The 24,567-nt window shown below is 65.4% G+C and carries 25 protein-coding genes; 9 read left to right on the plus strand and 16 right to left on the minus strand.

What is annotated here, in order from left to right:
- Positions 1–7 precede the first annotated feature (7 nt).
- Positions 8–415: a DUF4259 domain-containing protein gene (locus FHY19_RS21365; protein ID WP_259168452.1), complete on the plus strand. Its 408-nt coding sequence runs from the start codon at positions 8–10 to the stop codon at positions 413–415.
- 322 nt (positions 416–737) lie between these two features.
- Here the strand turns inward: FHY19_RS21365 and FHY19_RS21370 are convergent, their stop codons facing one another.
- The 3 genes from FHY19_RS21370 to FHY19_RS21380 all read right to left on the minus strand — a co-directional run bounded on the left by FHY19_RS21370 (position 738) and on the right by FHY19_RS21380 (position 3,406).
- The gene (locus tag FHY19_RS21370) at positions 738–1,736 is read right to left on the minus strand and encodes an NADP-dependent oxidoreductase (protein WP_259168454.1); all 999 of its coding nucleotides are present in this window, start codon (positions 1,734–1,736) and stop codon (positions 738–740) included.
- Between the two features lie 58 nt (positions 1,737–1,794).
- Positions 1,795–2,655 (minus strand): oxidoreductase, encoded by an 861-nt coding sequence (locus FHY19_RS21375; RefSeq protein ID WP_259168456.1) that lies wholly within the window; start codon positions 2,653–2,655, stop codon positions 1,795–1,797.
- Between the two features lie 157 nt (positions 2,656–2,812).
- Entirely contained in the window at positions 2,813–3,406 is a 594-nt protein-coding gene (locus FHY19_RS21380) for a TetR/AcrR family transcriptional regulator (protein ID WP_259159359.1), read from the minus strand.
- A gap of 246 nt (positions 3,407–3,652) precedes the next feature.
- On the opposite strand from FHY19_RS21380, the gene FHY19_RS21385 reads away from it, so the two are divergent.
- Positions 3,653–4,942: an NAD(P)-dependent alcohol dehydrogenase gene (locus tag FHY19_RS21385; RefSeq protein WP_259159360.1), complete on the plus strand. Its 1,290-nt coding sequence runs from the start codon at positions 3,653–3,655 to the stop codon at positions 4,940–4,942.
- 1 nt (position 4,943) lies between these two features.
- A complete protein-coding gene (locus FHY19_RS21390) occupies positions 4,944–5,642 on the plus strand; it encodes a YafY family protein (RefSeq protein WP_259168458.1) in 699 nt (232 codons plus the stop codon).
- A 105-nt stretch (positions 5,643–5,747) separates the two neighbouring features.
- On the opposite strand, the gene FHY19_RS21395 is transcribed toward FHY19_RS21390, so the two are convergent.
- Positions 5,748–6,485: an SDR family oxidoreductase gene (locus tag FHY19_RS21395; RefSeq protein ID WP_259168460.1), complete on the minus strand. Its 738-nt coding sequence runs from the start codon at positions 6,483–6,485 to the stop codon at positions 5,748–5,750.
- A gap of 36 nt (positions 6,486–6,521) precedes the next feature.
- On the opposite strand from FHY19_RS21395, the gene FHY19_RS21400 reads away from it, so the two are divergent.
- Positions 6,522–6,944, plus strand: coding sequence for a hypothetical protein (locus tag FHY19_RS21400; RefSeq protein WP_259168461.1), 423 nt, complete (start codon positions 6,522–6,524; stop codon positions 6,942–6,944).
- Between the two features lie 232 nt (positions 6,945–7,176).
- On the opposite strand, the gene FHY19_RS21405 is transcribed toward FHY19_RS21400, so the two are convergent.
- The 3 genes from FHY19_RS21405 to msuE form a co-directional block, all read right to left on the minus strand.
- On the minus strand, positions 7,177–8,208 hold the full coding sequence (locus tag FHY19_RS21405; RefSeq protein ID WP_259168463.1) for a methionine synthase: 1,032 nt from the start codon (positions 8,206–8,208) through the stop codon (positions 7,177–7,179).
- A gap of 28 nt (positions 8,209–8,236) precedes the next feature.
- Positions 8,237–9,220, minus strand: a complete 984-nt coding sequence (locus FHY19_RS21410; protein ID WP_259168559.1) for a DUF1852 domain-containing protein — start codon at positions 9,218–9,220, stop codon at positions 8,237–8,239.
- A 163-nt stretch (positions 9,221–9,383) separates the two neighbouring features.
- Positions 9,384–9,980, minus strand: coding sequence for an FMN reductase (gene msuE, locus FHY19_RS21415; RefSeq protein ID WP_259168464.1), 597 nt, complete (start codon positions 9,978–9,980; stop codon positions 9,384–9,386).
- A 97-nt stretch (positions 9,981–10,077) separates the two neighbouring features.
- On the opposite strand from msuE, the gene FHY19_RS21420 reads away from it, so the two are divergent.
- The 3 genes from FHY19_RS21420 (at position 10,078) to FHY19_RS21430 (ending at position 14,196) form a co-directional block, all read left to right on the plus strand.
- The gene (locus FHY19_RS21420; protein ID WP_259159372.1) at positions 10,078–10,992 is read left to right on the plus strand and encodes a LysR family transcriptional regulator; all 915 of its coding nucleotides are present in this window, start codon (positions 10,078–10,080) and stop codon (positions 10,990–10,992) included.
- Between the two features lie 99 nt (positions 10,993–11,091).
- Positions 11,092–11,967 carry a methylenetetrahydrofolate reductase gene (locus tag FHY19_RS21425; protein WP_259168467.1) on the plus strand — a complete coding sequence of 292 codons (876 nt, stop codon included), beginning with the start codon at positions 11,092–11,094 and terminating at the stop codon, positions 11,965–11,967.
- 276 nt (positions 11,968–12,243) lie between these two features.
- Entirely contained in the window at positions 12,244–14,196 is a 1,953-nt protein-coding gene (locus FHY19_RS21430) for a choice-of-anchor X domain-containing protein (protein ID WP_259168469.1), read from the plus strand.
- A 215-nt stretch (positions 14,197–14,411) separates the two neighbouring features.
- Here the strand turns inward: FHY19_RS21430 and FHY19_RS21435 are convergent, their stop codons facing one another.
- Positions 14,412–15,170 carry an SDR family oxidoreductase gene (locus FHY19_RS21435; RefSeq protein WP_259168560.1) on the minus strand — a complete coding sequence of 253 codons (759 nt, stop codon included), beginning with the start codon at positions 15,168–15,170 and terminating at the stop codon, positions 14,412–14,414.
- A gap of 95 nt (positions 15,171–15,265) precedes the next feature.
- On the opposite strand from FHY19_RS21435, the gene FHY19_RS21440 reads away from it, so the two are divergent.
- Entirely contained in the window at positions 15,266–16,165 is a 900-nt protein-coding gene (locus tag FHY19_RS21440) for an AraC family transcriptional regulator (protein ID WP_259168471.1), read from the plus strand.
- 308 nt (positions 16,166–16,473) lie between these two features.
- Here FHY19_RS21440 and purU read toward each other — a convergent pair whose 3' ends face one another.
- The 6 genes from purU to FHY19_RS21470 all read right to left on the minus strand — a co-directional run bounded on the left by purU (position 16,474) and on the right by FHY19_RS21470 (position 22,315).
- On the minus strand, positions 16,474–17,325 hold the full coding sequence (purU, locus tag FHY19_RS21445) for a formyltetrahydrofolate deformylase (protein WP_259159377.1): 852 nt from the start codon (positions 17,323–17,325) through the stop codon (positions 16,474–16,476).
- Between the two features lie 217 nt (positions 17,326–17,542).
- Positions 17,543–17,935 carry an XVIPCD domain-containing protein gene (locus tag FHY19_RS21450; protein ID WP_259168473.1) on the minus strand — a complete coding sequence of 131 codons (393 nt, stop codon included), beginning with the start codon at positions 17,933–17,935 and terminating at the stop codon, positions 17,543–17,545.
- Between the two features lie 206 nt (positions 17,936–18,141).
- Complete coding sequence (locus tag FHY19_RS21455; RefSeq protein ID WP_259159381.1) at positions 18,142–19,017, minus strand: NAD(P)-dependent oxidoreductase; 876 nt, start codon at positions 19,015–19,017, stop codon at positions 18,142–18,144.
- A gap of 39 nt (positions 19,018–19,056) precedes the next feature.
- Complete coding sequence (locus FHY19_RS21460; RefSeq protein WP_259168475.1) at positions 19,057–20,187, minus strand: NADH:flavin oxidoreductase/NADH oxidase; 1,131 nt, start codon at positions 20,185–20,187, stop codon at positions 19,057–19,059.
- Positions 20,188–20,235: 48 nt separating this feature from the next.
- Positions 20,236–21,117, minus strand: coding sequence for an NAD-dependent protein deacetylase (locus FHY19_RS21465; RefSeq protein WP_259168476.1), 882 nt, complete (start codon positions 21,115–21,117; stop codon positions 20,236–20,238).
- 271 nt (positions 21,118–21,388) lie between these two features.
- Positions 21,389–22,315, minus strand: coding sequence for an alpha/beta hydrolase (locus tag FHY19_RS21470; protein ID WP_259168478.1), 927 nt, complete (start codon positions 22,313–22,315; stop codon positions 21,389–21,391).
- 89 nt (positions 22,316–22,404) lie between these two features.
- Between FHY19_RS21470 and FHY19_RS21475 the strand changes: the two genes are divergently transcribed.
- On the plus strand, positions 22,405–22,833 hold the full coding sequence (locus FHY19_RS21475; RefSeq protein WP_259168481.1) for a MerR family transcriptional regulator: 429 nt from the start codon (positions 22,405–22,407) through the stop codon (positions 22,831–22,833).
- 64 nt (positions 22,834–22,897) lie between these two features.
- Here FHY19_RS21475 and FHY19_RS21480 read toward each other — a convergent pair whose 3' ends face one another.
- Positions 22,898–23,278 (minus strand): VOC family protein, encoded by a 381-nt coding sequence (locus FHY19_RS21480; RefSeq protein ID WP_259159685.1) that lies wholly within the window; start codon positions 23,276–23,278, stop codon positions 22,898–22,900.
- Position 23,279: 1 nt separating this feature from the next.
- On the minus strand, positions 23,280–24,554 hold the full coding sequence (locus FHY19_RS21485; protein WP_259168483.1) for an MFS transporter: 1,275 nt from the start codon (positions 24,552–24,554) through the stop codon (positions 23,280–23,282).
- Positions 24,555–24,567: the final 13 nt, after the last annotated feature.

The raw sequence follows: 24,567 nt of genomic DNA on the forward strand, positions 1-24,567 counted from the left end.
AACGTTCATGGGGTGCTGGGGCATCGGTTCTTTTGACAACGACACTGCTGCAGATTGGGTCTGCGACCTCACCGAGGCTGGCGACTTGTCGCTCGTTCGCGAGGCAGTTGCAGCAGTCCTTGCAACCGAGGGCGAGGTGGATGCAACGGATGCAACCACTGCGTTGGCGGCCATCGAGGTGATCGCTGCAGCCTTGGGACGTCCTACCGCCGAGGCGCTGGATGAGCCGGATGTCGTGGAATGGATCGACAGAGTGAAGCCGCTCGCTGACGCCCGGTTGGCCAGCGACGCTGCGCAGGCGATTGATCGCATTCTTGGTCCAACCTCGGAGTTGCGCGAGCTGTGGGAGGACACCGATGACTTCGACGACTGGCAAGCGGACGTGCGTGGTTTGCGATCCCGGCTGCAGGCCTGACGATTCATGCGATCCGAGGCCGCCTAGCAGCGTGGCTTCATTGATCTGCGAAGCCGCATGCGACATCTTCCCGTGCTGGATATTCCAGCGAGGTTTCGTCGCGGCAAGTCGGTCGAGCAATTGCTTGGACGCAGCCCCATGCATCCGCGCTACCTTCGCCCTGCCGGGTTGCGTCCCGTTGCGGGATCGATACAGATCTGGGTAGCCAGCCCCGCAGATAGCACAGACACAGACGGGGTGGGCACCCTGCCCTCCCCGTTGTCGCTTCAACCCACGGCAGCATCGCTATCACCGATGCTGCAGCGGTGTGTAATCGCTGCTGCTACAACGTCACCACGACCTTGCCTTTGACGCGGCCGGTGTCTACATGCGCCAGCGCTTCTTGCGCGCGCGCGAACGGATACACCGTGTCGATCACCGGGCGCAATGCACCGCTGTCGAGCAGCGCTGCCAACGTCCGCAGCTGCGGACCATCGCCGCGCATGAACAGGAACGTGTAGGACACCTGGCGCTGTCTGGCCTGCGCACGCACCTTGCGGCTGAGCAGGCGCATCACCAGCCGGAGCGGAAACGCCAGGCCGAGCTGCTGCGCGAATGCGGGGGTCGGCGGACCGGACAGCGAAATCAGGCTGCCGCCGGGCTTGAGCAGCTGCAGCGACTTGAGCAGCGTCGGCGTATCCAGGCTATGCAGCACCACATCGTAATCGCGCACCAGCGCCTGGAAATCCTGCTGCGTGTAGTCGATCACCAGATCGGCACCCAACGACTTGACCAACTCCACATTGGCAGTGCTGGTGGTGGCGGCCACGTACGCTCCCAGATGCTTGGCCAGCTGGATCGCGATGGTGCCCACGCCGCCGGAGCCGGCATGGATCAGCACCTTCTGCCCCGGCTTGAGCGCAGCGGTTTCCACCAGTGCCTGCCAGGCGGTCAGGCCGACCAGCGGAAACGATGCGGCCTGCTCCATGCTCAGGCTGGCCGGCTTGGGTGCCACCACTGCCGCATCGATCGCCACGTACTCGGCCAGGGTACCGATGCGGCCGGGTTCGATCTTGGCGAACACCGCATCGCCGACCGCGATGTCGCGCACCGCGGTGCCGACCTGCGTCACCACGCCGGCCACATCGTTACCCAGCACGAACGGCGTCTTGAATGGCAGCAGCATCTTGAATTCGCCGTCGCGCACCTTGGCGTCCAGCGGGTTGAGGCTTGCTGCGCTGACCTTGATCAACACCTCGTTGGGGCGCAGCTGCGGCATCGGCATGTCGCCGATCCGCACCGTGCCATGTTTTTTGTACTGATCGACGATGACGGCTTTCATGCATGTCCCCCACAGGCGCGTGCGCCCATCTTGGCATCGGTGCGATGGATCTTGCGCATCATGCGCGCGCTCCGGCAGCGGACGGGCCGCTGGCGCGGGCCGGCGACGCGACCTGATCCAGCTTGAGTTCCTTGCGCAGCGCCTTGCCGAGCATGCGGTTGGGCAACAGGCGACGTAGCAGGCTCAGCTGCCTGGCCACCTTGCCGGCGGTGTAGCGCGCCTTCGGTTGCGGATCCTGTGCTGCCTTCACCACAACCTCGGCCACCACGCTCGGCGCATCGGCCTTGCGCATCACCTCAGCGACGTGCGCGGCCAGATGCGTACGCATGGCACGGTAGATCTCCAGCGGCGCATCCGGCTGCAGCGAATTGGCATCGAACGGCGTGCTGGTATACGCCGGCTCGATCACCGAGACCCGGATACCCCAATCGCGCAGTTCGTGATCGAGCGATTCGCTGTAGCCCTCGATCGCATGCTTGCTGGCGACATACAGCGCCGTGTACGGAATCGGCACCAGCCCCAGCACCGACCCGATGTTGAGGATGCGTCCACCGCCCTGCTTGCGCATCTGGCCGATCACCGCATTGGTCATGCGCACGGTGCCGAAGAAATTGGTGTCGAACACCGACTGCGCCTGCGCGATGGAGCTTTCTTCCGCGGCGGCGGGCGCGACGCTGAAGCCGGCATTGTTGACCAACAGGTCCAGGCGGCCTTCTTTGCGCAGCAGGATGTCGATGGCGGCGGCCACCGACGCGTCGCTGGTGACATCCAGCTCCAGCATCTGCACCCCGGGCGTCGTGGAGGGGCCGCCGCGGCGGCTGGTGCCATAGACGGTATAGCCGGCCTGGGCCAGGTGGGCGGCGGTGGCTTCTCCGATGCCGGAGGAGGCTCCGGTCACGAGCGCGATCTTGCGGTTCATAGGTGGCTGGTCTCAGGTGATGTGCAGAAGCAAGCCATTGAGGCGCTGCCGTCGCACGGGTGGAGGTGGAAGCCGCGGCTGCGGCGGACTGCTGTCTGCACGTCTAAAATATTATGAACATCATATTTTTGACCAACGACAAACCCGGGCGCGCTGCTCAGGCTGCGTCGAAGTGTTCGAGTGCCGCCTTGCGCATCGCGGCCGACAAAGCGGGGTCGTCGACGGCACGCGCCAGCATCAAGGTGCCGGCCATGGCGCAAACCGTCACCAGTGCCCGCGCATGCGCCTGCGGCGTTCCCCAGTCCGGCGACTGGCGGGCGGCCAGATCGATCATCTCCTTGATGCGGCGGGTTGCCGCCTGGCGCACTGCCGGTGCCTGCCGGTGCATTTCCGACCCCAGCGCGGCGATCGGACAGCCGGATTCGACGTTGCCGACGTGCCCATCGGAGAGATACGCCCGCATCAGCGCCTGCGCCGCCTGCTCCGGCGGCGCGGCGGCAGCGATCTGCGCGGAGGTGGCCACCGTCTGCGCCCCGGCATGGTCGGCAGCCTCGGCCAGCAGCGCCTCGCGCGATGCAAAGTGCGCATAGAAGCCACCGTGGGTCAGCCCGGCCTCTTTCATGATGTCGGCCACGCCGGTGCCGTCGTAGCCGGTGCGCCGGATCGCGCGCGCAGCGACTTCGACGATGCGTGCATGGCTGTCGGCCTTGCGGCCTGACGCTGCCCGGGAACGTGGCGAGGTCTTTTTCATGATGGTCATCATACATAAGATCGGCCGCGATGGACGCTGCGCCAGCTGCTGTCCGACGAACGGTAGGAGGCGGGCTCAGGCCATCGCCGGCTTTCAGGAGCCAGCGGCGCCGGGGCGGCACACACAAGGCACTGGCAGTCGTACGCTTCCCTGAAACGATGGTCTGGCCGGGCGCGGGTTTGCCGGCCAACCGCATGGCGAGGCCGGGCTTGCGCATGGCGGCCGCCGGGACATGCAGTTGGTCCCATGGTGCCGCCGCCTGCTGTCGCAGTTGCGCATCGCCGCTGCAGGAAAGCATGGTGCCAGAATCTGTCACCACCGATTCCTACACTGGGCGCCCAACCCGAGGAATGTCCTGGTGACCATCATCACTCGCTTCCGCAGCAACGCCACTGCGATCACGCCAGCGCCCGATGCGCATGCGCCGACCCTGGTGCCATCGCATGCGGCCACGTCTGCGGCCTGCAGCGCTGGCTGGCCTGGCGTTGGTCGCCGCACCGGGCCTGCCGCCCATTCCGGCAACCCGGTCGGCCGACCAGGCGTGGATCCCGCCTGCCAGGTCACATCCGCACGCACCTCTGCCATCGGAGCACCGCGCCGATGAAGCGTCTTCAATACAACCGATATGGCGGCCAGGACGTCATGCAGCTGGCCGACGTCGCGCTTGCTGCGCCTGCAAAGGGCCAGGTCGCGGTGAAGGTGAAGTACGCCGCGATCAATCCGGTCGACTGGAAGATGCGCAACGGCGTCATGAAGATCGTGACCGGGCGGCAGTTTCCGCGTGCGATGGGCATGGATTTCTCTGGCGTGGTGCTCGCAGTGGGCGAAGGCGTCGCCCGCTTCAAGCCAGGCGATGCGGTGTTCGGCCTGGCGCGTTTCAAGGAGTGCGGTGCACTGGCCGAGGCGGTGATCACCACCGAAGAGAATCTGGTCAGCAAACCCGACAGCGTCTCCTACGAAAGCGCCGCGTGCCTGGGCACGCCCGGGGTCACCGCGTGGAATGGTCTGGTCGACAAGGCTGCGCTGAAGAAAGGCCAGCATGTGTTCGTCAACGGCTGTGCCGGCGCAGTGGGCGAAGCGGCTGTGCAGTTGGCGCAGCTGCTGGGAGCGACGGTATCCGGGAGTTGTAGCGCCGGATCGATGGAGCGGGCCGGATCGCTGGGCCTGAAACAGGTCTACGATTACAGGGTGACCCGACCGGAGGACATCCGTGAGCGCTTCGACGTCATCTTCGACACTTCCGCCGTCATGAAGGCAGCCACGGGATTGGCGCTGCTGCGCGACAAGCGCGGCAGCTTGCTGGATCTGGAACCGGACCTGGGAAAGTTCGTCCGCGCGGTAGTGGACCGCCGTTTCAAACTGGTGTTCTGCAAGCCCTCCGCCGCCATCCTGGCCCACCTCGCCAACGCGGCGAATGCCGGAACCTTCGGTTTGCCGATCGGGGAGATCGTTCCGCTGGAAGGGGCCATCGACTTGATGAACGCGCTTGAATCCGGCCAGAAGCGCCCGGGCAAGGGCCTGGTCAGAATGGACTGACATGTCGCGTAGCCAACGCCTGTTGGATCTATTGCAAGTCTTGCGGCGACATCGGGGAACCGTGTCCGGAAGCACGCTTGCGCAAGAGCTTGGCGTGTCGCTGCGCACGATCCGGCGCGATATCGCGACCTTGCAGGCAATGGGTGCCGATGTCGAGGGAGAGGCAGGCGTGGGATACATCCTGCGACCGGGCTTTGTGCTCCCACCCCTCGCCTTTACCGAGGAAGAACTCCGCGCGCTGGTCACCGGCGCGCAGTGGGTCAGCCGCCAGAGCGACGCGGCGATGAGCCACGCGGTGCACAATGCGCTGGCAAAACTCGACGGAGTGATCTCGCAGGAGATGCGCCTGGCGCTGGACGACAGTGCGCTGTATATCAGCCGGGCACCCCGGCCAGAATCCATCGTCGACCTTGGCAAGATCCGCAAGGCGCTGCATGCACAACGCAAACTGCGCATCGGCTATACGAGCAAGACCGGTGTGGTGTCGGAGCGCACGGTTTGGCCGATCATGCTGGGCCTGGTCGACGCACGGTGGAAGATCGCCGCATGGTGCGAAGCATGCGGCGATTTCCGCATCTTCCGCACAGAGGCCATCGACAGGATCGAGTATCTGCAGGAGCAGTATCAGCACAATCGCCGCCAGTTGGTGAAACGATGGCGGGCCAGCGAAAGCCATCCCTGCAAGCAGGGCGATTGCTGAGCGCTCGAACGTCAGCGCCCCCCGCCGCCGACCGCTATCGCAGCCAAGACGTCGCTGATGGCGTTCTGCACGACGCAACCACCACCAGCGACGTTGCCCAACAAACTAGCGGTGATTCATTCGCTCGAACAAGGCTTCACCCAAGCGACGGGTGTCGGCCGAGATCCCGATCAGCACCTCGTCCTGACCGGCTTCAAGCTGGGCGATCGCCTCCTGGGCGAACTGCTCGGCGGGCATCATGTTGCGCGTGGCGGTGCCCGCACTGCGCGTACCGCCACCCAGACCGGTATCGACGATGGGCGGCGCGATCTCGATCACGCGGACGGTGCTGTCCTTCAACTGGTGACGCAGACTCAGGGTGAAGGAGTGCAGCGCCGCCTTGCTGGCACAGTAGACCGGTACATCGGCCATCGGCGAGAACGCCAGCCCCGAGGTGATGTTGATGATGGCCGCGTGCTGTTGCTGCCGCAGCAACGGCAGCAGCTCGGCAATCAGATGGATCGGCGCGGTAAGGTTGATGGCGATTTCCTGGTCGAGATCGGCCACAGCATCGGTGCCGGTGAAATCGCGATGCCGCTGCACGCCGGCGTTGTTGATCAGCACGTTGCAGTGCGGATGGTGTGCCCGCAACCAGTCCACCAGTGCCCGACGACTTGCCGTGTCGGCGATATCGCAGACCTGGGTGATCAGCGCTGGCAGCGTGTCCTTGGCCTGGCGTAACGCAGCGGCGCTGCGACCACAGATGATGACGGTGTTGCCCTGCTCCACCAGCGCGCGTGCAAGCGCAAAGCCGATGCCGGTGGCACCGCCGGTGATCAAGAGGGTGTTGGAGGTGAAATTCATGCGCAATATCCTTCCAGGGTCAGTGGAGGCGCGCCGATGATGGGTCGTGAGAGATCAGCGGGCACACCTCGTTCCGGCAAGGCCGGTCTCGGTGTCGCGGATACCCTCGCGGGAGAGCTGGCCACCCTGATCGGATGGATGACCGGGCTACCATCCGGCCTGCACTCTTTCGACCGCGCAACTGTAGCCAAGCCATGCAACGCGGGCAATCGGGCATGGCGCAGTGACGAACGGGGGTTCAGCATCGTCACTGTGTCGGCTGCGCTCACCGAGCGCGATCCGCTGGCCGGCGATGGCGCCACGGCACGCTGCCATCAGGCCGACGGCAGCGGCGTGCACGCGCAGGAGATGACCAGGTGGTTCGCCACCGATGCCCCGCGTCTGTGCCTGGATGCAGTGGAAACCGCTGTCCCAGGGCACCGATGGACGGCTGAGAAAGCCGGAGTCGCGTATTCGTAGACGACGCTTAGCGACGTCTCGGCAGCGCCGTCTTCGGTGGTCTACGGCGACCTGCTGCGGTTGCTGTTGCAGATCACTCACCGAGTCCTGCAACCCGCTGGAAGACATCGAGTCTCCGCCTGCGGGGGCTCGATGTTGTTGCAGCACCGGTGTCGGTCACCGATTGCTGCGGCAGGAGGGAGCGCGCGTCGCCCCACTCCTCCGGCCGCCGATCGACGCCAGCAACGGCGCGTTACCGCGCCGACAGTTCTGCCCGGATGATGTCCGCGCCCGCACTGAGGGCCTTGAGCTTGCCCCTTGCGACGTCCCGGGCAAGCGGCGCCATCCCGCAGTTGGTGGACGGGTAGAGCTTGTCGGCATCGACAAAGCGAAGCGCCTTGCGCAGCGTATCGGCTACTTCCTCCGCTGTTTCGATCGTGGTGCTTGCCACGTCGATGGCCCCGACCATCACCTTCTTGCCGCGCACCAGTTCGATCAGATCGATCGGCACGTGCGAGTTGTGGCACTCCAGCGAGATGATGTCGATGCTGGACGCCTGCAGCTTGGGGAACGACTCTTCGTACTGACGCCATTCCGAGCCCAGGGTCTGCTTCCAGTCGGTATTGGCCTTGATGCCGTAGCCATAGCAGATATGGACGGCGGTCTCGCACTTGAGCCCTTCCACCGCGCGTTCGAGGGTGGCAACCCCCCAGTCGTTGACCTCGTCGAAGAAGACATTGAAGGCCGGCTCGTCGAACTGGATGATATCCACGCCGGCCGCTTCCAGCTCCTTCGCTTCCTCATTGAGGATCTTCGCAAATTCCCATGCCAGCTTTTCGCGGCTTTTGTAGTGCGCGTCGAACAGGGTGTCGATCATCGTCATGGGGCCAGGCAGCGCCCATTTGATCGGCTGCGCGGTCTGCTGGCGCAGGAACCTGGCATCGTCCACGAACACCGGCCTGGGGCGGCTCACCGCGCCAACGACGGTGGGGACGCTGGCGTCATAGCGATTGCGGATCCTGACGGTCTCGCGCTTTTCGAAATCGACGCCGCTGAGGTGTTCGATGAAGGTGGTGACGAAATGCTGGCGGGTCTGCTCGCCGTCGCTGACGATATCGATGCCGGCGTGCTGCTGTTCCTGCAGCGACAGGCGCAATGCGTCCTGCTTGCCTTCGCTCAGTTCCTCGTCCTGCAGCTTCCAGGGCGACCAGAGTTTTTCCGGCTGCGCGAGCCAGGACGGCTTGGGCAGGCTGCCGGCGGTGGAGGTGGGGAGCAGCTTTTTCATGATGAGTGATGTCTTGCGTTCGTGTTGATTAGGAAGCGTGGCTGGAAGCCCATTGCTTGAGGATGTTTCCGTAGGGCCTGATGAAGTGCTCCTCGGTGAATTTGCCCTGCGTCACCGCGAGCTGGCTGCGCTCTTCCCGGTCGTAGACGATCTGGGTAGAGGAGTAATCCTGATGCTTCAGGCTCGGCTGGTAGATAGCCCCCGCCGCGGAATTGGCGTTGTAGATCTCCGGGCGGTAAATCTTCTGGAACGTCTCCATGGTGCTGATGGTGCCGATCAGCTCGAGATTGGTGTAGTCGTTGAGCAGGTCGCCGAAGAAGTAAAAAGCCAACGGGGCGACGCTGTTGGGAGGCATGAAATAGCGCACCTGCAGGCCCATCTTCTCGAAGTAGCGATCGGTCAGGGAAAATTCGTCCTGCCGGTACTCGATGCCGAGCACGGGGTGCCGGTTGCCCGTTCGGTGATAGACCCTGCTGCTGGAGACGCTGATGCAGATGACCGGCGGTTTGGCGAACCGCGCGCTATAGGCGTCCGAGTTCACGAAATGCCTGAACAACTGTCCATGCAGGCTGCCGAAATCGTCGGGGATGCCGAATGCGGACCTGTCCTGGTTGTGGGCGGGCAGCAGCACGCTGAAATCGTAGTCGCGGACGTAGGAGGAAAAGTTGTTTCCTGCGATGCCATCGATGCGCGCGCCGGTCGTTCTGTCGAGGATGTTGGTCTTGAGGATCTCGATCAACGGAAACTCATCGCCCCGTTCGCTCCCGGCAACCGTCATCTGCACCGAGATGATGTCCAGTTCCACAGCGTAGCGGTCGCGCCTGGGGTTATCCCAATGCGCCAGGTCGTTGAAGCGGTTGTTGATCATCGCAAGCGTGTTGCGCAAGTTTTCCTGGCGACGCTCACCCCTGGCGAGGTTGGCGAAGTTCGTGGTGTTGCGCGTATTGCCCGCGGGACGATAGTCCTCGTCGAAGCGGAGGCTCTTGATGCCGAAGGTGAATTCTTGAGTCATTGCGAGCTGACGCCTTGTTTCCGAGATGAGACGGGCGGGCTTGCCTGCACAGGCGGCGATGCCTGCTGGAGGGAGCCCGGAAATCCGGATCGGCAGGCGATCGCCCGCTGATCCGGTGGCCGGCAAGGGCGTTGCGGCCCGCCGGCCTTGGGCCGATTGGCCCTCAGGCTGCGGCCACGTTTTTTTCCGCGGCGCTGGTGCCTGCCGGCCGCGTCAATGCGATCAGCGGCAGTGCCCGCTGCACTGCCAGCCTGGCGCGCTCGGCCAGGGCCTCGTTGTGCACGCGGTAGTCCAGGAAGTCGCGGTCGGTGGCGTAGACGCCCAGCGGCAACGTACGCGCCTGGAAGAAACTGAAAAGTGGCCGCAGCTGGTGATCGATCACCAGCGCATGACGCTCGCTGCCGCCGGTTGCCGCCAACAGAATGGGCGTGTCGATCAAGGCATCCTGATGGATGAAGTCGAAGAAATGCTTGAACAACCCGGTGAAGGAGCCGCGATAGACCGGCGTGGTCACCACCACAACGTCGGCCTGCTCCACCGCCGACAGTGCCTGCTCTACCGTTGCCGGCAGCTGCGAGCGCCACACCGCACCAGCAAACTGCGGTGCCAACGCTCCGAGTTCGACCAGCTGTTGCTCGCACGGCACTACCTCGGCGATCAAGGCCAGCAGGTGCTCGGCCAGGGCGACGGCCTTGGAGGGACGTTGCAGCCCGCCGGAGACGGCGACGACGCGGAGCGGGTGTGGCACGTTGACAGTCATGCGGGGCGGCCTAGAACGACGAGTCCTGATGCTAGGGCTCGCATTCGATGAAGTAAAATGGTGTTATTTCAACAATCCATGAATTCGGATCATCTGAATGCTTGAGCGCATCCATCTCACCATCGTCCAGCAGGTCGAGCAGCAAGGCTCGCTGACCGCCGCCGCCGGCGTACTGAACCTGACCCAGTCGGCGCTGAGCCACAGCATGAAGAAGCTGGAGCAGCAGCTGGGCACCGACGTCTGGCTGCGCGAGGGGCGCAGCCTGCGCCTGACCCAGGCCGGCCAGTACCTGCTGGCGGTGGCCAACCGGGTGCTGCCGCAACTGGACCTGGCCGAAGAGCGCCTGGGGCAGTTCGCACAGGGCGAACGCGGCGCGCTGCGTATCGGCATGGAGTGCCACCCCTGCTACCAGTGGCTGCTCAAGCTGGTGGCGCCCTATCTGGCCACCTGGCCGGACGTGGATGTGGACGTGAAGCAGAAGTTCCAGTTCGGCGGCATCGGCGCGCTGTTCGGTTACGAGATCGATCTGCTGGTCACGCCCGACCCGCTGTACAAGCCAGGGCTGCGGTTCGAACCGGTGTTCGACTACGAGCAGGTGCTGGTGGTGGCCAAGAGCCATGCGCTGGCGTCGGCTGCCTACGTCAGGCCCCAGCAGCTGACGCGCGAAGTGCTCATCAGCTATCCGGTGGACCTTGAGCGCCTGGACATCTACAGCCAGTTCCTGTTGCCGGCCGGTGTCACGCCCAGGCGCCACAAGGCCATCGAAACCACCGACATCATGATGCAGATGGTGGCCAGCGGCCGCGGCGTGGCCGCCATGCCGCGCTGGCTGGTGGAGGAATACGCTTCCAGGATGGAGGTGGTGCCGGTGCGGCTGGGCGCGCGCGGCATCCCCAAGCAGATCTTCCTGGGCGCACGCGAAGCGGATATCGCGGTCGACTACCTGCGTGCCTTCATCGAACTGGCGCGCCAGCCTGCCAATGGCACCGCCATGACACCCGAAGCCCACTGACGGACATCACCACAACGCGCGCGCGCTGGCGCTTTTCCAGCTCGATCGGAGTGGACGTACCTCAGCCACCCAATCATCACCTCAGAACGGCAAGAGCCTTTGATGTCTCCGGATACGCCCCGCCTGGCCAGCACCATCACCGACGCCTATTCCCTGGAGGTCGGCGCAACCGGCATTGCCGGGCTGACCGCAGCGGCGCTTCAGATCATGCGCGGCTCGACCATTGCCATCCCCTACCTGCCCAACCAGGACGACGACGCGCGACTGGCCGCTGCACGGATGGTGCACACACTCGGCTTTCAGCCGATGCCGCACCTGTCCGCGCGCCGCATCGCCTCGCGCGAGGAGCTCCACACCTTCGTCAGGCGCGCCGTCGATGAGGCCGGCGTCGAGCGTTGCCTGGTGATTGCGGGCGATCCACCCGCTCCGAGAGGGCCGTTTGCGGACAGCTTGTCGCTGATCGCTACCGGGATCTTCGAGCGTTGCGGCATCCGGACCATCGCCGTGGCGGGGCATCCGGACGGACATCCGGACATGCCTGCGACCGACCAATGGGATGTGCTGGAACGCAAGTGTCGCAGCGTCGCCGAGCGCGGCATGGCGCCGCTGATCGTCACCCAGTTCGCCTTCGACGCCGACCTCGTGCTGGCGTGGTTGCAGGCGCTGCGCGCGCGTGGCATCGAACATCGCGTGCGTGTGGGCGTTCCCGGTCCCGCGGGCGTGGCGGTGCTTGCACGCTATGCCGCACGCTGCGGTGTCGGCGCCTGTGCATCGATGCTGTCCAAGTACGGCATCTCGCTCGGCAAGTTGCTGGGGACCGCCGGGCCGGATCGCTTTGTGGATCGCCTGGCTACAGGCCTGACTGAAACGCATGGAGACGTCAGCCTGCACTTCTATCCCTTCGGCGGCATCGCGCAGACTATCGCTTGGGTGGAGCACTACCGCTCCAGCACCGCGCGGGTCAGCGCGGGCTGACACCGCGCCGAATTGAGCGCTGCACATCGATCGCAACCCTCAGGCTTTATCAAGCGATGCGTCGAGTGCCTCGCCATGTGCACGACCTGGATCACAGTCCGTAGTATTTACTTCTGGCGTTTTTGTTCGCTGCGCGTGAGGTGCTGCAGCGCACAGCAGACCTGTCACAAGCGCGAGGTATAACCATCGGCGAATCGCGGCGAGGGGGCGCTGCATCCGGTGTCGTTGCACTGCGCAACGGCATCGCTTCTGCAACGTTCAAGGAGAGATGTCGCCATGCCGAAGCCGTCGCTGTTGTCATTGCTGTGCACCCTGTCGCTCGTGACCACGCCGCTCGCAGCAGCCGAGCTGCAGCCCAAACAACTGGCTGGCCCACCGGAGGAGTTCGCGCAGATGCGCGCGCCCGATCCGGCCGAGTCGGCGATCCTGTCCAAGAGTGCGCTGCTGCCGGTGGAACTGACGCCCGCAGGGACTGCAGCGCGGTGGCAAGGCACGCTGCCGGTGGAGAACGGCCACCTGCGCTTCATGGTGCTGGCGGGCGAACAGGCGTGGGATGCGGCGATCAGCGCGCCACGCGTTGCCGGCGCGCGCGCCGCTGCCGTTGCACTGCAACTGCAGGCACAGCGCACGCTGCTAGGCACGGCCGAGAGCGGCACCAGCGGCATGCGCTATGCCGTGGACACTGCCCAGAACGGCAATTGGTCGCTGACGCTGCACTCGGCATCACCAGTGGCGCAGCGTGGCTATGTGCTGATGGAAGGCGATGCGCGCACGCAGCTGGCCTCGTATCCGCGCGATCGCCAGCAGTTGGTGGGCAAGTCGCTCACGCTCAACGCCATGCTCAGCGGCAACGACGCGCATGGAGCCACCTTGCTTGCGGGCCAGGCCGGCCAGATCGATGAAGCCAGCCTGCGCGTGATCGATCCGCAAGGCGGCGTGCGCGTTCTACCGATGGCCGACGATGGTGCGCATAACGATGGCGCCGCCGGCGACGGGGTGTATGGGGGCAATTTCCAGCCAACGCGTGAGGGGACCTGGATCGCGCAGGTGATCGTGCGCGGCCACGACCAGGCCGGGCAGGCATTTGTCCGCACCAGCGAACACGTGTTGCCGGTGCTGGATACCTCGCTGCGATTGCTCGGCAACGCGCTGAACGCACGTGCTGGCGATGGTACGCGGCTGACGGTGGCACTGCCGGTGGCCGCGCGCGGCAATGCACCGTCGCACTATCGGGTGTTCGGGCAGGTGTGGGGTACCGATGCCAAGGGCAAGGACGTGCCGGTGGCGTGGATCGGCGGCATGCTGACGCCGCAGCAGGGGCAGTTGCCGCTGAGCCTGGACGAACGCTGGATCGCGCGTGCCGGTGCGCGTGCGCCGTTCACACTGCGCGGACTGCGTATTGAAGATCCGGATCACTATATTCCACTGGTGCAGGCCGGCACGCTGCCCCTGCAGGTGCCCACGTTGCGACGTGCCAGCATTGCGCGGTCCAGCGCGGCGATCGATGAAAGCATGCGCATGGGGCCGCGCCCGTCGACGCTGGCCACCGCGATGGCACAGCCGCAGGCAACGGGCTCGCAACTGGTGCTGGTGCACGGCTATTGCTCCAACGGCGTATGGCCGCAGGCGCAGTTCACCAATGCCTCGACATTCCTGGATGCCAAGCAAAACCGCAGCAACGATCAGTTTGCGCAACGCATCGCACAGTTCGCCAGCCAGTGGTCGTCGTTCTCCACGGTGGCGCACAGCCAGGGCGGCATGGCCGCACTGCATCTGTATGCGTACTACTGGAGCGGCCTGGATAACGCCAGCGGCGGGCGCGTGATGCAGTCGGTGGGTACGCCGTACCAGGGCACCAATCTGTCGGGCGTGCTTGCTGCGGTGGGCTCGTGGTTCGGGGTGGGCTGCGGCACCAACACCGACCTGACCTACGACGGCGCCAAGGCCTGGCTGGCCGGCATTCCCGCCGACGCACGCGCCAAGGTCAACTACTACACCACCTCGTTCGCCAAGACCAACTGGTACACCAACGACTATTGCAACGCGGCCTCGGACCTGGTCTTGAACGACCCGGAAGACGGCACCGTGGAGCAGGTCAATGCGCAGCTGCCGGGCGGCGTGAATCGCGGCCACACCACCGGCCAATGCCACACCACCGGCATGCGCGACCCGGCGCAGTACCTGGACGCAAACCGCAACGCGGTGATGAACGCCAACGCGGCGCGGTGATGTCCTGCTTAAGGTGAAATGGCCGGCTCTACGCCGGCCATCTTACCGGCACGCCGCACTACGACACGACTTGACGATAACGCGTGTTTCTCACCCGTAGCTGCGTCGCGCGGAAACCCAGGCCTGCCCGGCGATCGATACGTGGTGTGTCTACCTCTCACCTTTTGATTTCGGTACGGCGTTCGAGAGGGCTGTTAACCACTCCAAGCGGTTTATTAGCCACTCAAGGCCGCTTCGGCAGCCCACAGTTCCGCATCTGCGCCTGCGGGGATGAACATCGGCGCAGCCGGGTCGGTGGCGGCGCGCCAGATGGCTTGCGCGACATCGATTAACTGCGTCCCGGGGCCGGCCGATGCGCCCATTCGCGCCAAGGTTTGCTGCATAAAGGTTCCATAGACGGCGTCATCGATGCCGCGGACACCGGTGCGTGCGGTGGCACGGAAATCCGTCTCCCCACATGAGCCCGGCGAGACGACGCGTACGCGGATGCCGAAGTCCTCCAGCTCGGCGGCCAACGATTCGCTCAGCGCATTGACCGCGGCCTTGGCAGCGCGGTAGGCACCGATCAGTGGGAGGGGTTTGAGCGTTGCGCTCGATGACACGTTGACAATGACCCCGGCGCGGCGCGCACGCATCTGCGGCAATACTGCTTGCGTCACCGCAAGCGTGCCGAACGTGTTGGTTTCGAACAGCTCGCGTACCGACTGCAGGCTTGCCAGCTCCAGCGGAGCGGGCCCACCGAAGCCTGCGTTGTTGACGAGAACGTCGATGGCACCAGCAGCGTGGATCGCGGTTTGAATGCTGACCGCATCAGTGACATCGAGCTGCAACACCTTCAGATGGGAAGACTCAGGAAGCAGACCCTCGCGCAGGCCGCGCATGGTGGCGACCACGCTCCAGTCGCGCTCCAGGAAGTAGCGGGCGGTTGCCAGACCAAAGCCGGACGAGCAACCAGTGATGAGTACGGTTTGCATGAAGCACCCTAGGTGATATGACGAGGGGTGTACCGTAAGCCGCCAGACCCGTACTTTCGATATTCTAAAGTGCAAATTTCATTTGCGAGAGTCCAATGCTCGACCCGCTTGCCGAAGTTGTCTTGCTGCTCAGGCCAACCGCAGAGTTATCCAAACTTGTCGTTGGCGCTGGTGCGTGGTCGGCGCACCGCTCCGATGCCCCAGGCCCGTTTTATTGCGCGGTCATCGAAGGGGCGTGCCGGTTGGCGCTTGAGGATGGGCAGGCGTACGTTCTCCAAGCCGGCGATTTTGTGCTGGCGCCCGCCATGCTCGCCGTCACGCTCTCTAGCCTGCAGGCCTCGGCCGGGCAAGCGCACACGATACCTACCGACATGGGCGATGGCACGTTCCGCATCGGCGTCATGGACGGACCTGCAAATCTTCGCATCGTGATTGGGCACTGCAGATTCGGCTCGCCCGATGCCGCGCTCCTGGTATCGCTGCTGCCACACCTGGTGCATGTGCGCGGCGAGCCGCGACTCACCACGCTGGTGCATCTGGTTGGCGAAGAAGCACGCGCACACCGACCTGCACGCGAGCTGGTGCTTGCACGCCTGCTGGAAGTCCTGTTGATCGAAGCATTACGCTCACTGACAGCCGGCGATACGACACCAGGCCTGGTACGCGCGCTCTCCGATGCGCGCCTGGCCGCGGCAGTGCGCGCGATGCACGGTGCTCCGGCGCATGCGTGGACAATCGACGCATTGGCCAAAGAAGCGGCACTATCGAGGTCATCGTTTTTTACGCGTTTCCATGGTGCGATGGGCGTGGCGCCGATGGAATATCTGCTGGCATGGCGCATGGCGCTGGCCAAGACGCTTCTGTCGGAGCAAGGGCTTGGCGTCGCGCAGGCAGCGCAACGGGTAGGCTACGGCTCGGCCAGCAGTTTCAGCGTTGCATTTACTCGCCACACTGGCAGCCCACCATCACAGTACGCGCGCACTGCAGTTCGGTAAACGGGTTGTAAAGGCATCCAGCGGCTTCAGGCCGAGCGCCCGCAGCTGCATTGAGACACAGCCGCAGCTGCAAGCACATGCGCTCACGCTGGCGCATCGATGCGTGACGACTTCTGCGCCTGGGCGAACTCCTGCAAGAAGCCCCGCTTTAGCAAGGGCCGGGCTTTATCAGTTTCACTTTCGACGTCATTCGCCTTGACTGCCCAATTGAACTGCGCCTGCCGTTACTGGACGCCTGAGCCACCAAGTAGGTCGATGTGTCAGCAAACTGGATATGTCACACGGATCCAACGACCTTGCAACGCTCCCTAGCGAAACACCACCGTACGATGGCCGTTGAGCACGATGCGATGTTCGACATGGCGGCGTACCGCGCGCGCCAGCACCAGCGACTCGGTGTCGCTGCCCAGGCGCACCAGATCGCGCGGGGTCATGGCGTGGTCCACGCGGGCGACGTCCTGTTCGATGATCGGGCCTTCGTCCAGGTCTTCGGTGACGTAATGTGCGGTGGCGCCGATGATCTTGACGCCGCGCGCGTGCGCCTGGTGGTACGGCTGCGCACCCTTGAAGCTGGGCAGGAAACTGTGATGGATATTGATCGCGCGCCCGGCCAGCGCGCGGCACAGGCCCGGCGAGAGAATCTGCATATAGCGCGCCAGCACCACCAGATCGATGTGCAGGTCCTCGACCAAGGCGAGCAGCTGCGCTTCCTGTTCGGCGCGCGTGTCTGCGCTCACCGGCAGATGATGGAAGTCGATGCCATAGGACGCGGCCAGCGGTGCGAAATCGGCGTGGTTGGAGACCACTGCGACGATATCCACCGGCAGTTGCCGGCTATGGGTGCGAAACAGCAGGTCGTTGAGACAGTGGCCCTGCTTGCTCACCAGCACCAGCAGCCGCGCGCGGCGACGCGCGTCGTGCAACTGCCATTCCATCCGGAACGCGCCTGCCAACACCGAAAACTGCTGTTCCAGGCTGGCGATATCGGTTGACGGCGGTTTTTCGAAATGCACGCGCAGGAAGAAGCGGCCGCTTTCGTCGTCGCCGAATTGCTGGGCATCGAGGATGTTGCAATCAAGATCGAACAGCAGGCCGGTGACGCGGTACACGATACCGGTGCGGTCGGGGCAGGACAGCGTGAGAATGTAGTCGGAGCGCATCGGCGCAATGATAGCCAATGCATGGCAGCGCGGGCACAGTGCTTGCGTCGGTAACCGTTACATTGCGACGCCGCGCAACTGACACGGCCGCCGCACCGCAGAGAAGCGCGACGGCACGTTACCCGCCGTGCTGCGGATCAGCCGATCAGCGCATGGCGGGCGTTGCGCTGGTGGCGTGCGTGGCCAAAGGCGATACGCATGCCACTGCCGATAAGGATCAACGCGGCGGCAGGCGCAGCATCAGCCGGCGATTGATCTCGTCCAGTTGCGCCATTGAGGTCTCCACCGAGGTCTCCATCGCTTCCTGGGTGGTGATGTGCGCACGCAGATGTGCGGGGTCGGAGAGTTCGCCACGTACCAGAAATACGTTCTCGCCTACTTCGCCGAGGTGGCGGCTGAGCACTACGTAATCCACCTGATCAAAGCCGTGCTGCTTGGCCAGCGGCAGCAAGCGCGCGGCCATGCGTACGCTGGCCTGGTCGGTGGGTTTGTCCAACTCGGCGTCGAGCACGCCCACCGCTTCGCGGATCTGCGCAAACAGATAGTGATCCGGATGCTCGGGATGGTCCGGACCCACCGGGCCCTGGTCGACAACCGGTTCGGCGGTCATCGTGCGCCACCGGCGCAGGTCGGTGCGCGTGGTGCGCGCTCGGTCGAACCGAGCGTGATATGCAGGTGTCGCATCGCATCCTCCCTGGAGCGGCGGCTATAACGAGCCGGCATTTTAGAAGGTCCGCTGCATGTTCGGGTGAGCAAGAGGCATCGCAGGTCGCTTTCGAGGAAGGCGCGCGACACACCCGCACTCTTGCATCGCGATCAGGCCTGCCCCGCCCGCCGCGCCGACACCTCTGCCAGCACGGCCCAGTCGGCGTTGCCGTCGCCGTGCGCGATGGCCTGGTCCAGGCTGGCGCGCAACAGTTCGCCCAACGGCATCGGCACCTGCTTGTCGGCGCCGGCCTGGATGGCCAGGTCCACATCCTTGCGCCCCAGCGTGGCGGTGAAGCCGGCCGGTGTGTACTGGCGCTGCATGATGAGCTTGCCGTAGCCCTGGTACGCAGGTGCGGCGAACAAGGTGGTGGTGAGCATCCCCAGGAACTGGGTGGCGTCCACGCCATGCCCGCGCGCCAGTGCGCTGGCCTCGGCCATGGCGCCGATGGCGCTGGCCAGGCAGAAATTGGCCGCCAGTTTCACCGCGTTGGCCTGCTCCGGGGCATCGCCGATGTGCCAGGTCTTTTGCCCCAGCACATCCAACATCGGCTGCACCCGCGCCAGCGCCGCAGCATCGCCAGCAGCCAGGATGTTGAGCTTGCCGGCCTCGGCCACGTCGACGCGGCCAAGCACCGGCGCGGCGACGTAGGCGATGCCGCGCTCGGCATGCAGTGCGGTCAACTCGTGCGCCAGCGCCACCGAGATGGTGGCCATGTTGACGTGCACGCTGCCGGCCGGCAATGCGTCCAGCACGCCGCCGTCCAGCACGGTCTGACGGACCGCGGCATCGTCGGCCAGCATCGAGAACAACAGCGGGCCGCACGCCGCGCCCACCGGCGCATCCACTACCGTCGCCCCGGCATCGCGCAGGCTGCGCGCGCGTTCTGGCGAACGGTTCCAGACACTTATCTCGAAGCCGCCGCGCAGCAGGTTGTGCGCCATCGGCAGGCCCATCGTGCCCAGTCCCAGAAATCCTATCGGCATGCGTGTGCGTCCTCTTCGGTATGACGTCGGTGGCGTGCGTCAGCTGGCGAACACGCCGCGTGCATCGCGCGGCTCGCAACGCAGATACTGCGGGGCCGGCGTGACCGATGCACCCAGCGCGGCGGCGGCATGCCACGGCCAGCGCGGGTCGTACAGGATGCCGCGTGCCAGCGCGATTGCGTCGGCCTGGCCGTCCTGCAGGATCGCCTCGGCCTGCGCCGGCTCGGTGATCAGGCCCACGCCGATCACCGGCGTGGCGACCTGCGCACGAATCGCCTGCGCAAACGGGATCTGATAGCCGGCCTGCACCGGAATCTGCTGGCGCGGATCCAGTCCGCCGCTGGAGACATGGATGTAATGCGCGCCGCGCGCATCCAGCGCCTTTGACAAGGCGATGCTCTGCTCCAGATCCCAGCCGCCCTCCACCCAGTCGGTGGCCGAGATGCGCACGCCGACCGCGATGCGCCCGGACACCGCCGCACGCACCTCATCGAAGATGCGCAACGTCAAGCGCATGCGGTTTTCCAGCGAACCGCCATAGGCATCGTTGCGCTGATTGCTCAGCGGCGACAGGAACTGATGCATCAGATACCCGTGTGCGGCATGCAGCTCGATCAGATCCAGACCCAGACGTTCGGCGCGCGTTGCCGCAGTGACGAACGCGGCAACCACCGCATCGATCCCAGCCTCATCCAGCGCCTGCGGTACGGGCTTGCCCGGCTGGAACGGCTGCGCCGAGGCAGACACGGTCTGCCAGCCATGCGCGTGATCGGGGGCGATGGCCTGCCCGCCCTTCCACGGCACATCGGTCGACGCCTTGCGGCCAGCATGCGCGAGCTGGATGCCCACCGGCATCGGCGACCAGCGCCGCACCGACTGCAGCACCTCATCCAGCGCCCGCTCGGTGGCGTCGTCGTACAAGCCCAGATCGGCGTAGCTGATGCGCCCTTCCGGCAGCACCGCAGCGGCCTCCAGGATCAACAGGCCCGCGCCCGATTGCGACAGCGTGCCCAGATGGATGCGATGCCAATCGCTGGCGCGGCCGTCCTGTGCGGAGTACTGACACATCGGCGCGATCACGATGCGGTTGGCGAGCGCGAGCGGGCCGAAGGCGATGGGGGTGAACAACTGGCTCAAGGCAACATCCAGGCGCGAGGTGGGGGTGCCCATTGCACTGCGCCGCGCGCCGCCGCACAACCGCTGCGATGGATCACTGCGTCATGCAGAGCGCGCACTGTCGTACCTGCCCGGCACACTCTGCAGCGGGTCAGGCGGCCGCCGCAGGAAGGCCAGCGCCTGCGCGCACGACTGCTCCACCTTCAGGCTGAGCAAGTCGTCGGCGCGGGTACGCCCGAAATTGAGCGCGGCGATCGGCAGGCCGTTGCGCGCGGCAGTCTGCACGAAGCGAAAGCCCGAATACACCATCAACGACGAACCCACCACCAGCACCGCATCGGCGGCCTGCAAGTGCGCGAAGGCACGCTCCACACGCTCGCGCGGCACGTTCTCGCCGAAGAACACCACGTCCGGCTTGAGCACGCCGCCACATGCCGGGCACGGCGGCACCACGAAGGTCTCGAAGGCGACGTCGTCCAAATCCGCATCGCCGTCGGGCGCCTGCGCCGCGTCCAGCGCGACCCAGCCGGGGTTGTCTCGCTCCAGCAGCAGCTGAAACTCGGTCCGCGGCATGCGCTGCTCGCAGCCCATGCAACGCACCACATCGAGCCGGCCGTGCAGGTCGATCACCGCCTGACTGCCGGCCGCCTGATGCAGGCGATCGACGTTTTGGGTCAGCAGCAGTTCCAGCTGGCCGCGCGCTTCAAGCGCGGCCAGTGCGTGGTGGGTGGCATTGGGCTGCGCCAGCCCGAAACGCGGCCAGCCGACCAGGCTGCGCGCCCAATAGCGCTGGCGCGTGGACAGCTCGCCCATGAACGCCTGGAACGTCACCGGTTGCGGACGCTTCCAGCCGCCTTGCAGATCGCGGTAATCGGGAATGCCCGAGTCGGTGCTGCAACCGGCGCCGGAGAGCACGAACAGGCGCTGGTGGCGCTCGATGAAGTCCTGCAGCGCGCGGTGGTCTTGGGTAGGGACAGCGGTCATCTGGCCATTCCGGAAGCGATGGGATCACGTTGCGCCAACGGCAAGCGGTTCGCCCGCTGCGGCGCGGCGTCGACGGCCGTCACCGTGCGACTTGCGCGAAGTGCGTCGAACTGTCGCATGACGCAGGGTGGCCGCAGCGTGCGGATCAAACCGTTGTACGCACCACGCGCCGGACTGGATGCATCCATGAAGACGATACAGCATCGGGCCGCGTCCACGCAGTTGGTTCAGCCGTCCTGTTGCTGCAGGCCAGGGACGCGGTCACTGTCGCTCAGCGTGCAACCTGTGCCTGATCGACAAACTGCACCAGGTCCCGATTGAAACGCACGCTGTCCTCCAGGAATGGCGCGTGGCCTGCATCCGGGTAGAGACGCGTCTGCGCACGCGGCTGCAATTGCCGTGCACGCGCCAGCGTCGGCTCGGCAGTCACCAGCGCATCGCGCGCGCCATACACCAGCAACACCGGCAGGCGCGTGCGCTGCAGGCCGGCGAGATCGATCGACATGCCTTGCACGGCACGCTGCATGTCCCAGGAGGCCAGCGATGCGTTGGCCAGCAATGTCTCGAAGACCGGCGCAGACGGTTGGGTGGCGAAGCACAGCCGCAGGAAGTCGTGCACCGCCTGCAGATGCGTGCGCAAGTCGTCGGAGACCAGATCGCGATAGATCGCCGGATGCGAGCCCAGCTGTTCCGCGCGGAATTCGATCACGCCGTCGACATACACCACCCCGCCAAGCCCTTCATCGCCGTAACGTGCGAGGTAGTTCGTGACGACGGCTGCGCCCAGCGACCAACCGACCAGCACCGCGTCTGGCGTCTTTGCCGCTTTCAGCACGGCGTCAAGATCGTCGGCCCAGCGCATGCCGTCCCGATAGGCCGACGCTGCAGTCGGCTTGCCGGACAAGCCGTGCCCACGCAGGTCGTAGGTGATCAATCGATAGCCTTGCAGGCGCGCATCGGCCAGCTGCGCGTCCCAATTGATGCGGCTACCGAGCAGGCCGTGCACGAACACGATCGCCGGAGCATCGCTGGCGCCGTGCTCCTGCACGGCCAGGGTGACGCCATCGGGCGCGGTTACGGCGTAACTGCGCGAAGCAGGGGTGACCGCCGCGGCCAGCGTTGAAGAAAACAGCAACAGGCAAGCCAGCGCGTAGCGCAGCGGCAGCATGCCGATGACCGGGAAGAAGCGAACAGGCATCGAAGTGAGCTCCAGGCAATGAGAGCGTCCATCCTCCAGCCTGACACCAATGTGAGGGTCAAGCAGTGCTTGCAACGTATGCTTGGCGCATGGCAACGCCTCCCGAACCCCCGCTGCGCATTGGCGCACTGGCTCTGCAGACCGGCGCCAGCGTGCGTTCGATCCGTCACTACGACACGCGCGGCCTGCTGACGTCCGCGCGCAGCGCCAATGGCTACCGGGTGTTTCCCGCTGCCTGCGTTGCACAGGTGCGGCAGATCCAGCGGCTGATCGCCACTGGCTTCAGCCTGGACGACATTCTCCGGTTTCCCGATTGCATGCGCCTGGTGGAAGGCGCGCAGATGTGTCCGGAAACCGCACCTGCGTATCGCGCGCGTCTGCAGCAGATCGAGCGCCAGCTGGCCGATCTGGAACGGCGGCGTGGGCGCCTGCTGGAAACCCTGGCACAGGGTGCGGCCGATGCGATCGCCGCGCCGCCTTCTGCAGCGCAGACGGCGCGCAGCAAGCGGGCACGCTAGAAGGTTGCTTGCATCGCGCCACCTGCCACCTCGCACAGCGCACACACGGCACAGCAATCGGCCGCTACAGCAGGTTGCTGACCTCGATCAGGTTGCCGTCCGGATCGCGGAAATAGACCGACAACAACGCGCCGGTTGCGCCGGTACGCTGGATCGGCCCCTGCTCGATGGCGACACCGGCAGCGGCGATGTGGTCCTGCGCCTGCTGCAGTGGGGTTGTGGTGATCAGGCACAGGTCTGCCGATCCGGGCGTCGGCAACCGCGCCTTGGGTTCGAACTCGCGCCCGGCGGCGTGCAGGTTGATCTTCTGTTGCCCGAAGGCCAGCGCACGTCGCCCTTCACCAAAACTCACCACCTGCATGCCGAGCACGCGCGCATAAAAATCGCAGGTGGCTTGCACGTCGGCAACGGTGAGCACCAGATGGTCGAGCCGCTCGATCTGCATGTCATTCGCCACGCGCAGGATGCGGCGCAAACCGGCCATACGGGCGTGCGTCGTCGGCGCGCTGGCGCAACACATGCGCGGCGGCAAACGCCAGCACCAGCAGGGTCAGGCACATGCCGACCAGCCCGGCCCAACCGCCGTGTTGCCAGAACCAGCCGCCGAGCGCACCGATCACGCTGGAGCCGGCGTAATAGGCCAGCAGATACAGCGAGGCGGCATGACTGCGGTGCGCGCCGCCGAGCCGGCTCACCCAGGCGCTGGCCGCCGAATGCGCGATGAAAAAGCCGATCGTCAGCAACACGATGCCGCCCACCACCAGCGCCAGCGCATGCGCCAGCGTCAATGCCACGCCGAGCACGCACAGCACGATGCCGGCACTGACCACCGGCCCACGGCCGAAGCGATCCGACGCGGCCCCAGCCACCGATGAGCTGACGATGCCGAACACATAGGCGCTGAAGATCATGCCGATCTGGCTCTGGCTCAGGCCAAATTCCGGCCCGCCCAAGCGAAACCCGGCGTAGTTGTAGAGGCTGACGAACACGCCCATCAACAGAAACGGCAACGCAAACAACCACGGCAGGTTGCGATCGCGCAGATGCCCCGCCCAGGCACGCAGATGGAACCGCAGGTTGACCCCATGCCGGCGCACGAAATGGCGCGACGGCGGCAGCAGCCACACGAATGCGAAGGCACACAGCAGGTCGAATCCGCTCAAGAGCGCCAGTGCGGTGCGCCAATCGGTGTGGTCGGTCAGCACGCTCATCATGATGCGCCCGGTCATGCCGCCGAATGCATTGCCGGCCACGTACAGGCCGGTGGCCGCGCCAAGTTTGTTGGCCGGCAGTTCTTCGCCCAGGTACACCATCGCCACCGCGGGCACGCCGCCCAACGCGATACCGGACAGGGTACGCACCACCACCAGCGCGCCCCAGTGCGGCAGGAACGCCGAGACCAGGTTGAGCACCGCAGCCAGCGCGATGGAGGCGAACATCAAGCCGCGCCGCCCCAGGTTTTCCGAGACCGCACCGGCGCAGAAGATCGCCACTGCCAGCCCGCCGGTGGCCAGCGATAGCGGCAACGAGGCGACCGCCGCATCCACGCCGAAGACCCGCGCGAACTCGGGCAACACCGGCTGCACGCTGTACAGCAGCGAGAAGGTGGCAAAGCCGGCCAGGAACAAGGCCAGCCGGATGCGGCCGGTGGCGGGCGCAGCGATCTCGGGAACGGCGGCAGTGGCCGGCGGGGCGCTGGAGCGAGAGTCGGAAGCAGGCACGGGTATCTGGATG

This window comes from Xanthomonas sp. 4461 (genome assembly GCF_024806475.1).
GTDB lineage: Bacteria > Pseudomonadota > Gammaproteobacteria > Xanthomonadales > Xanthomonadaceae > Xanthomonas > Xanthomonas arboricola_F.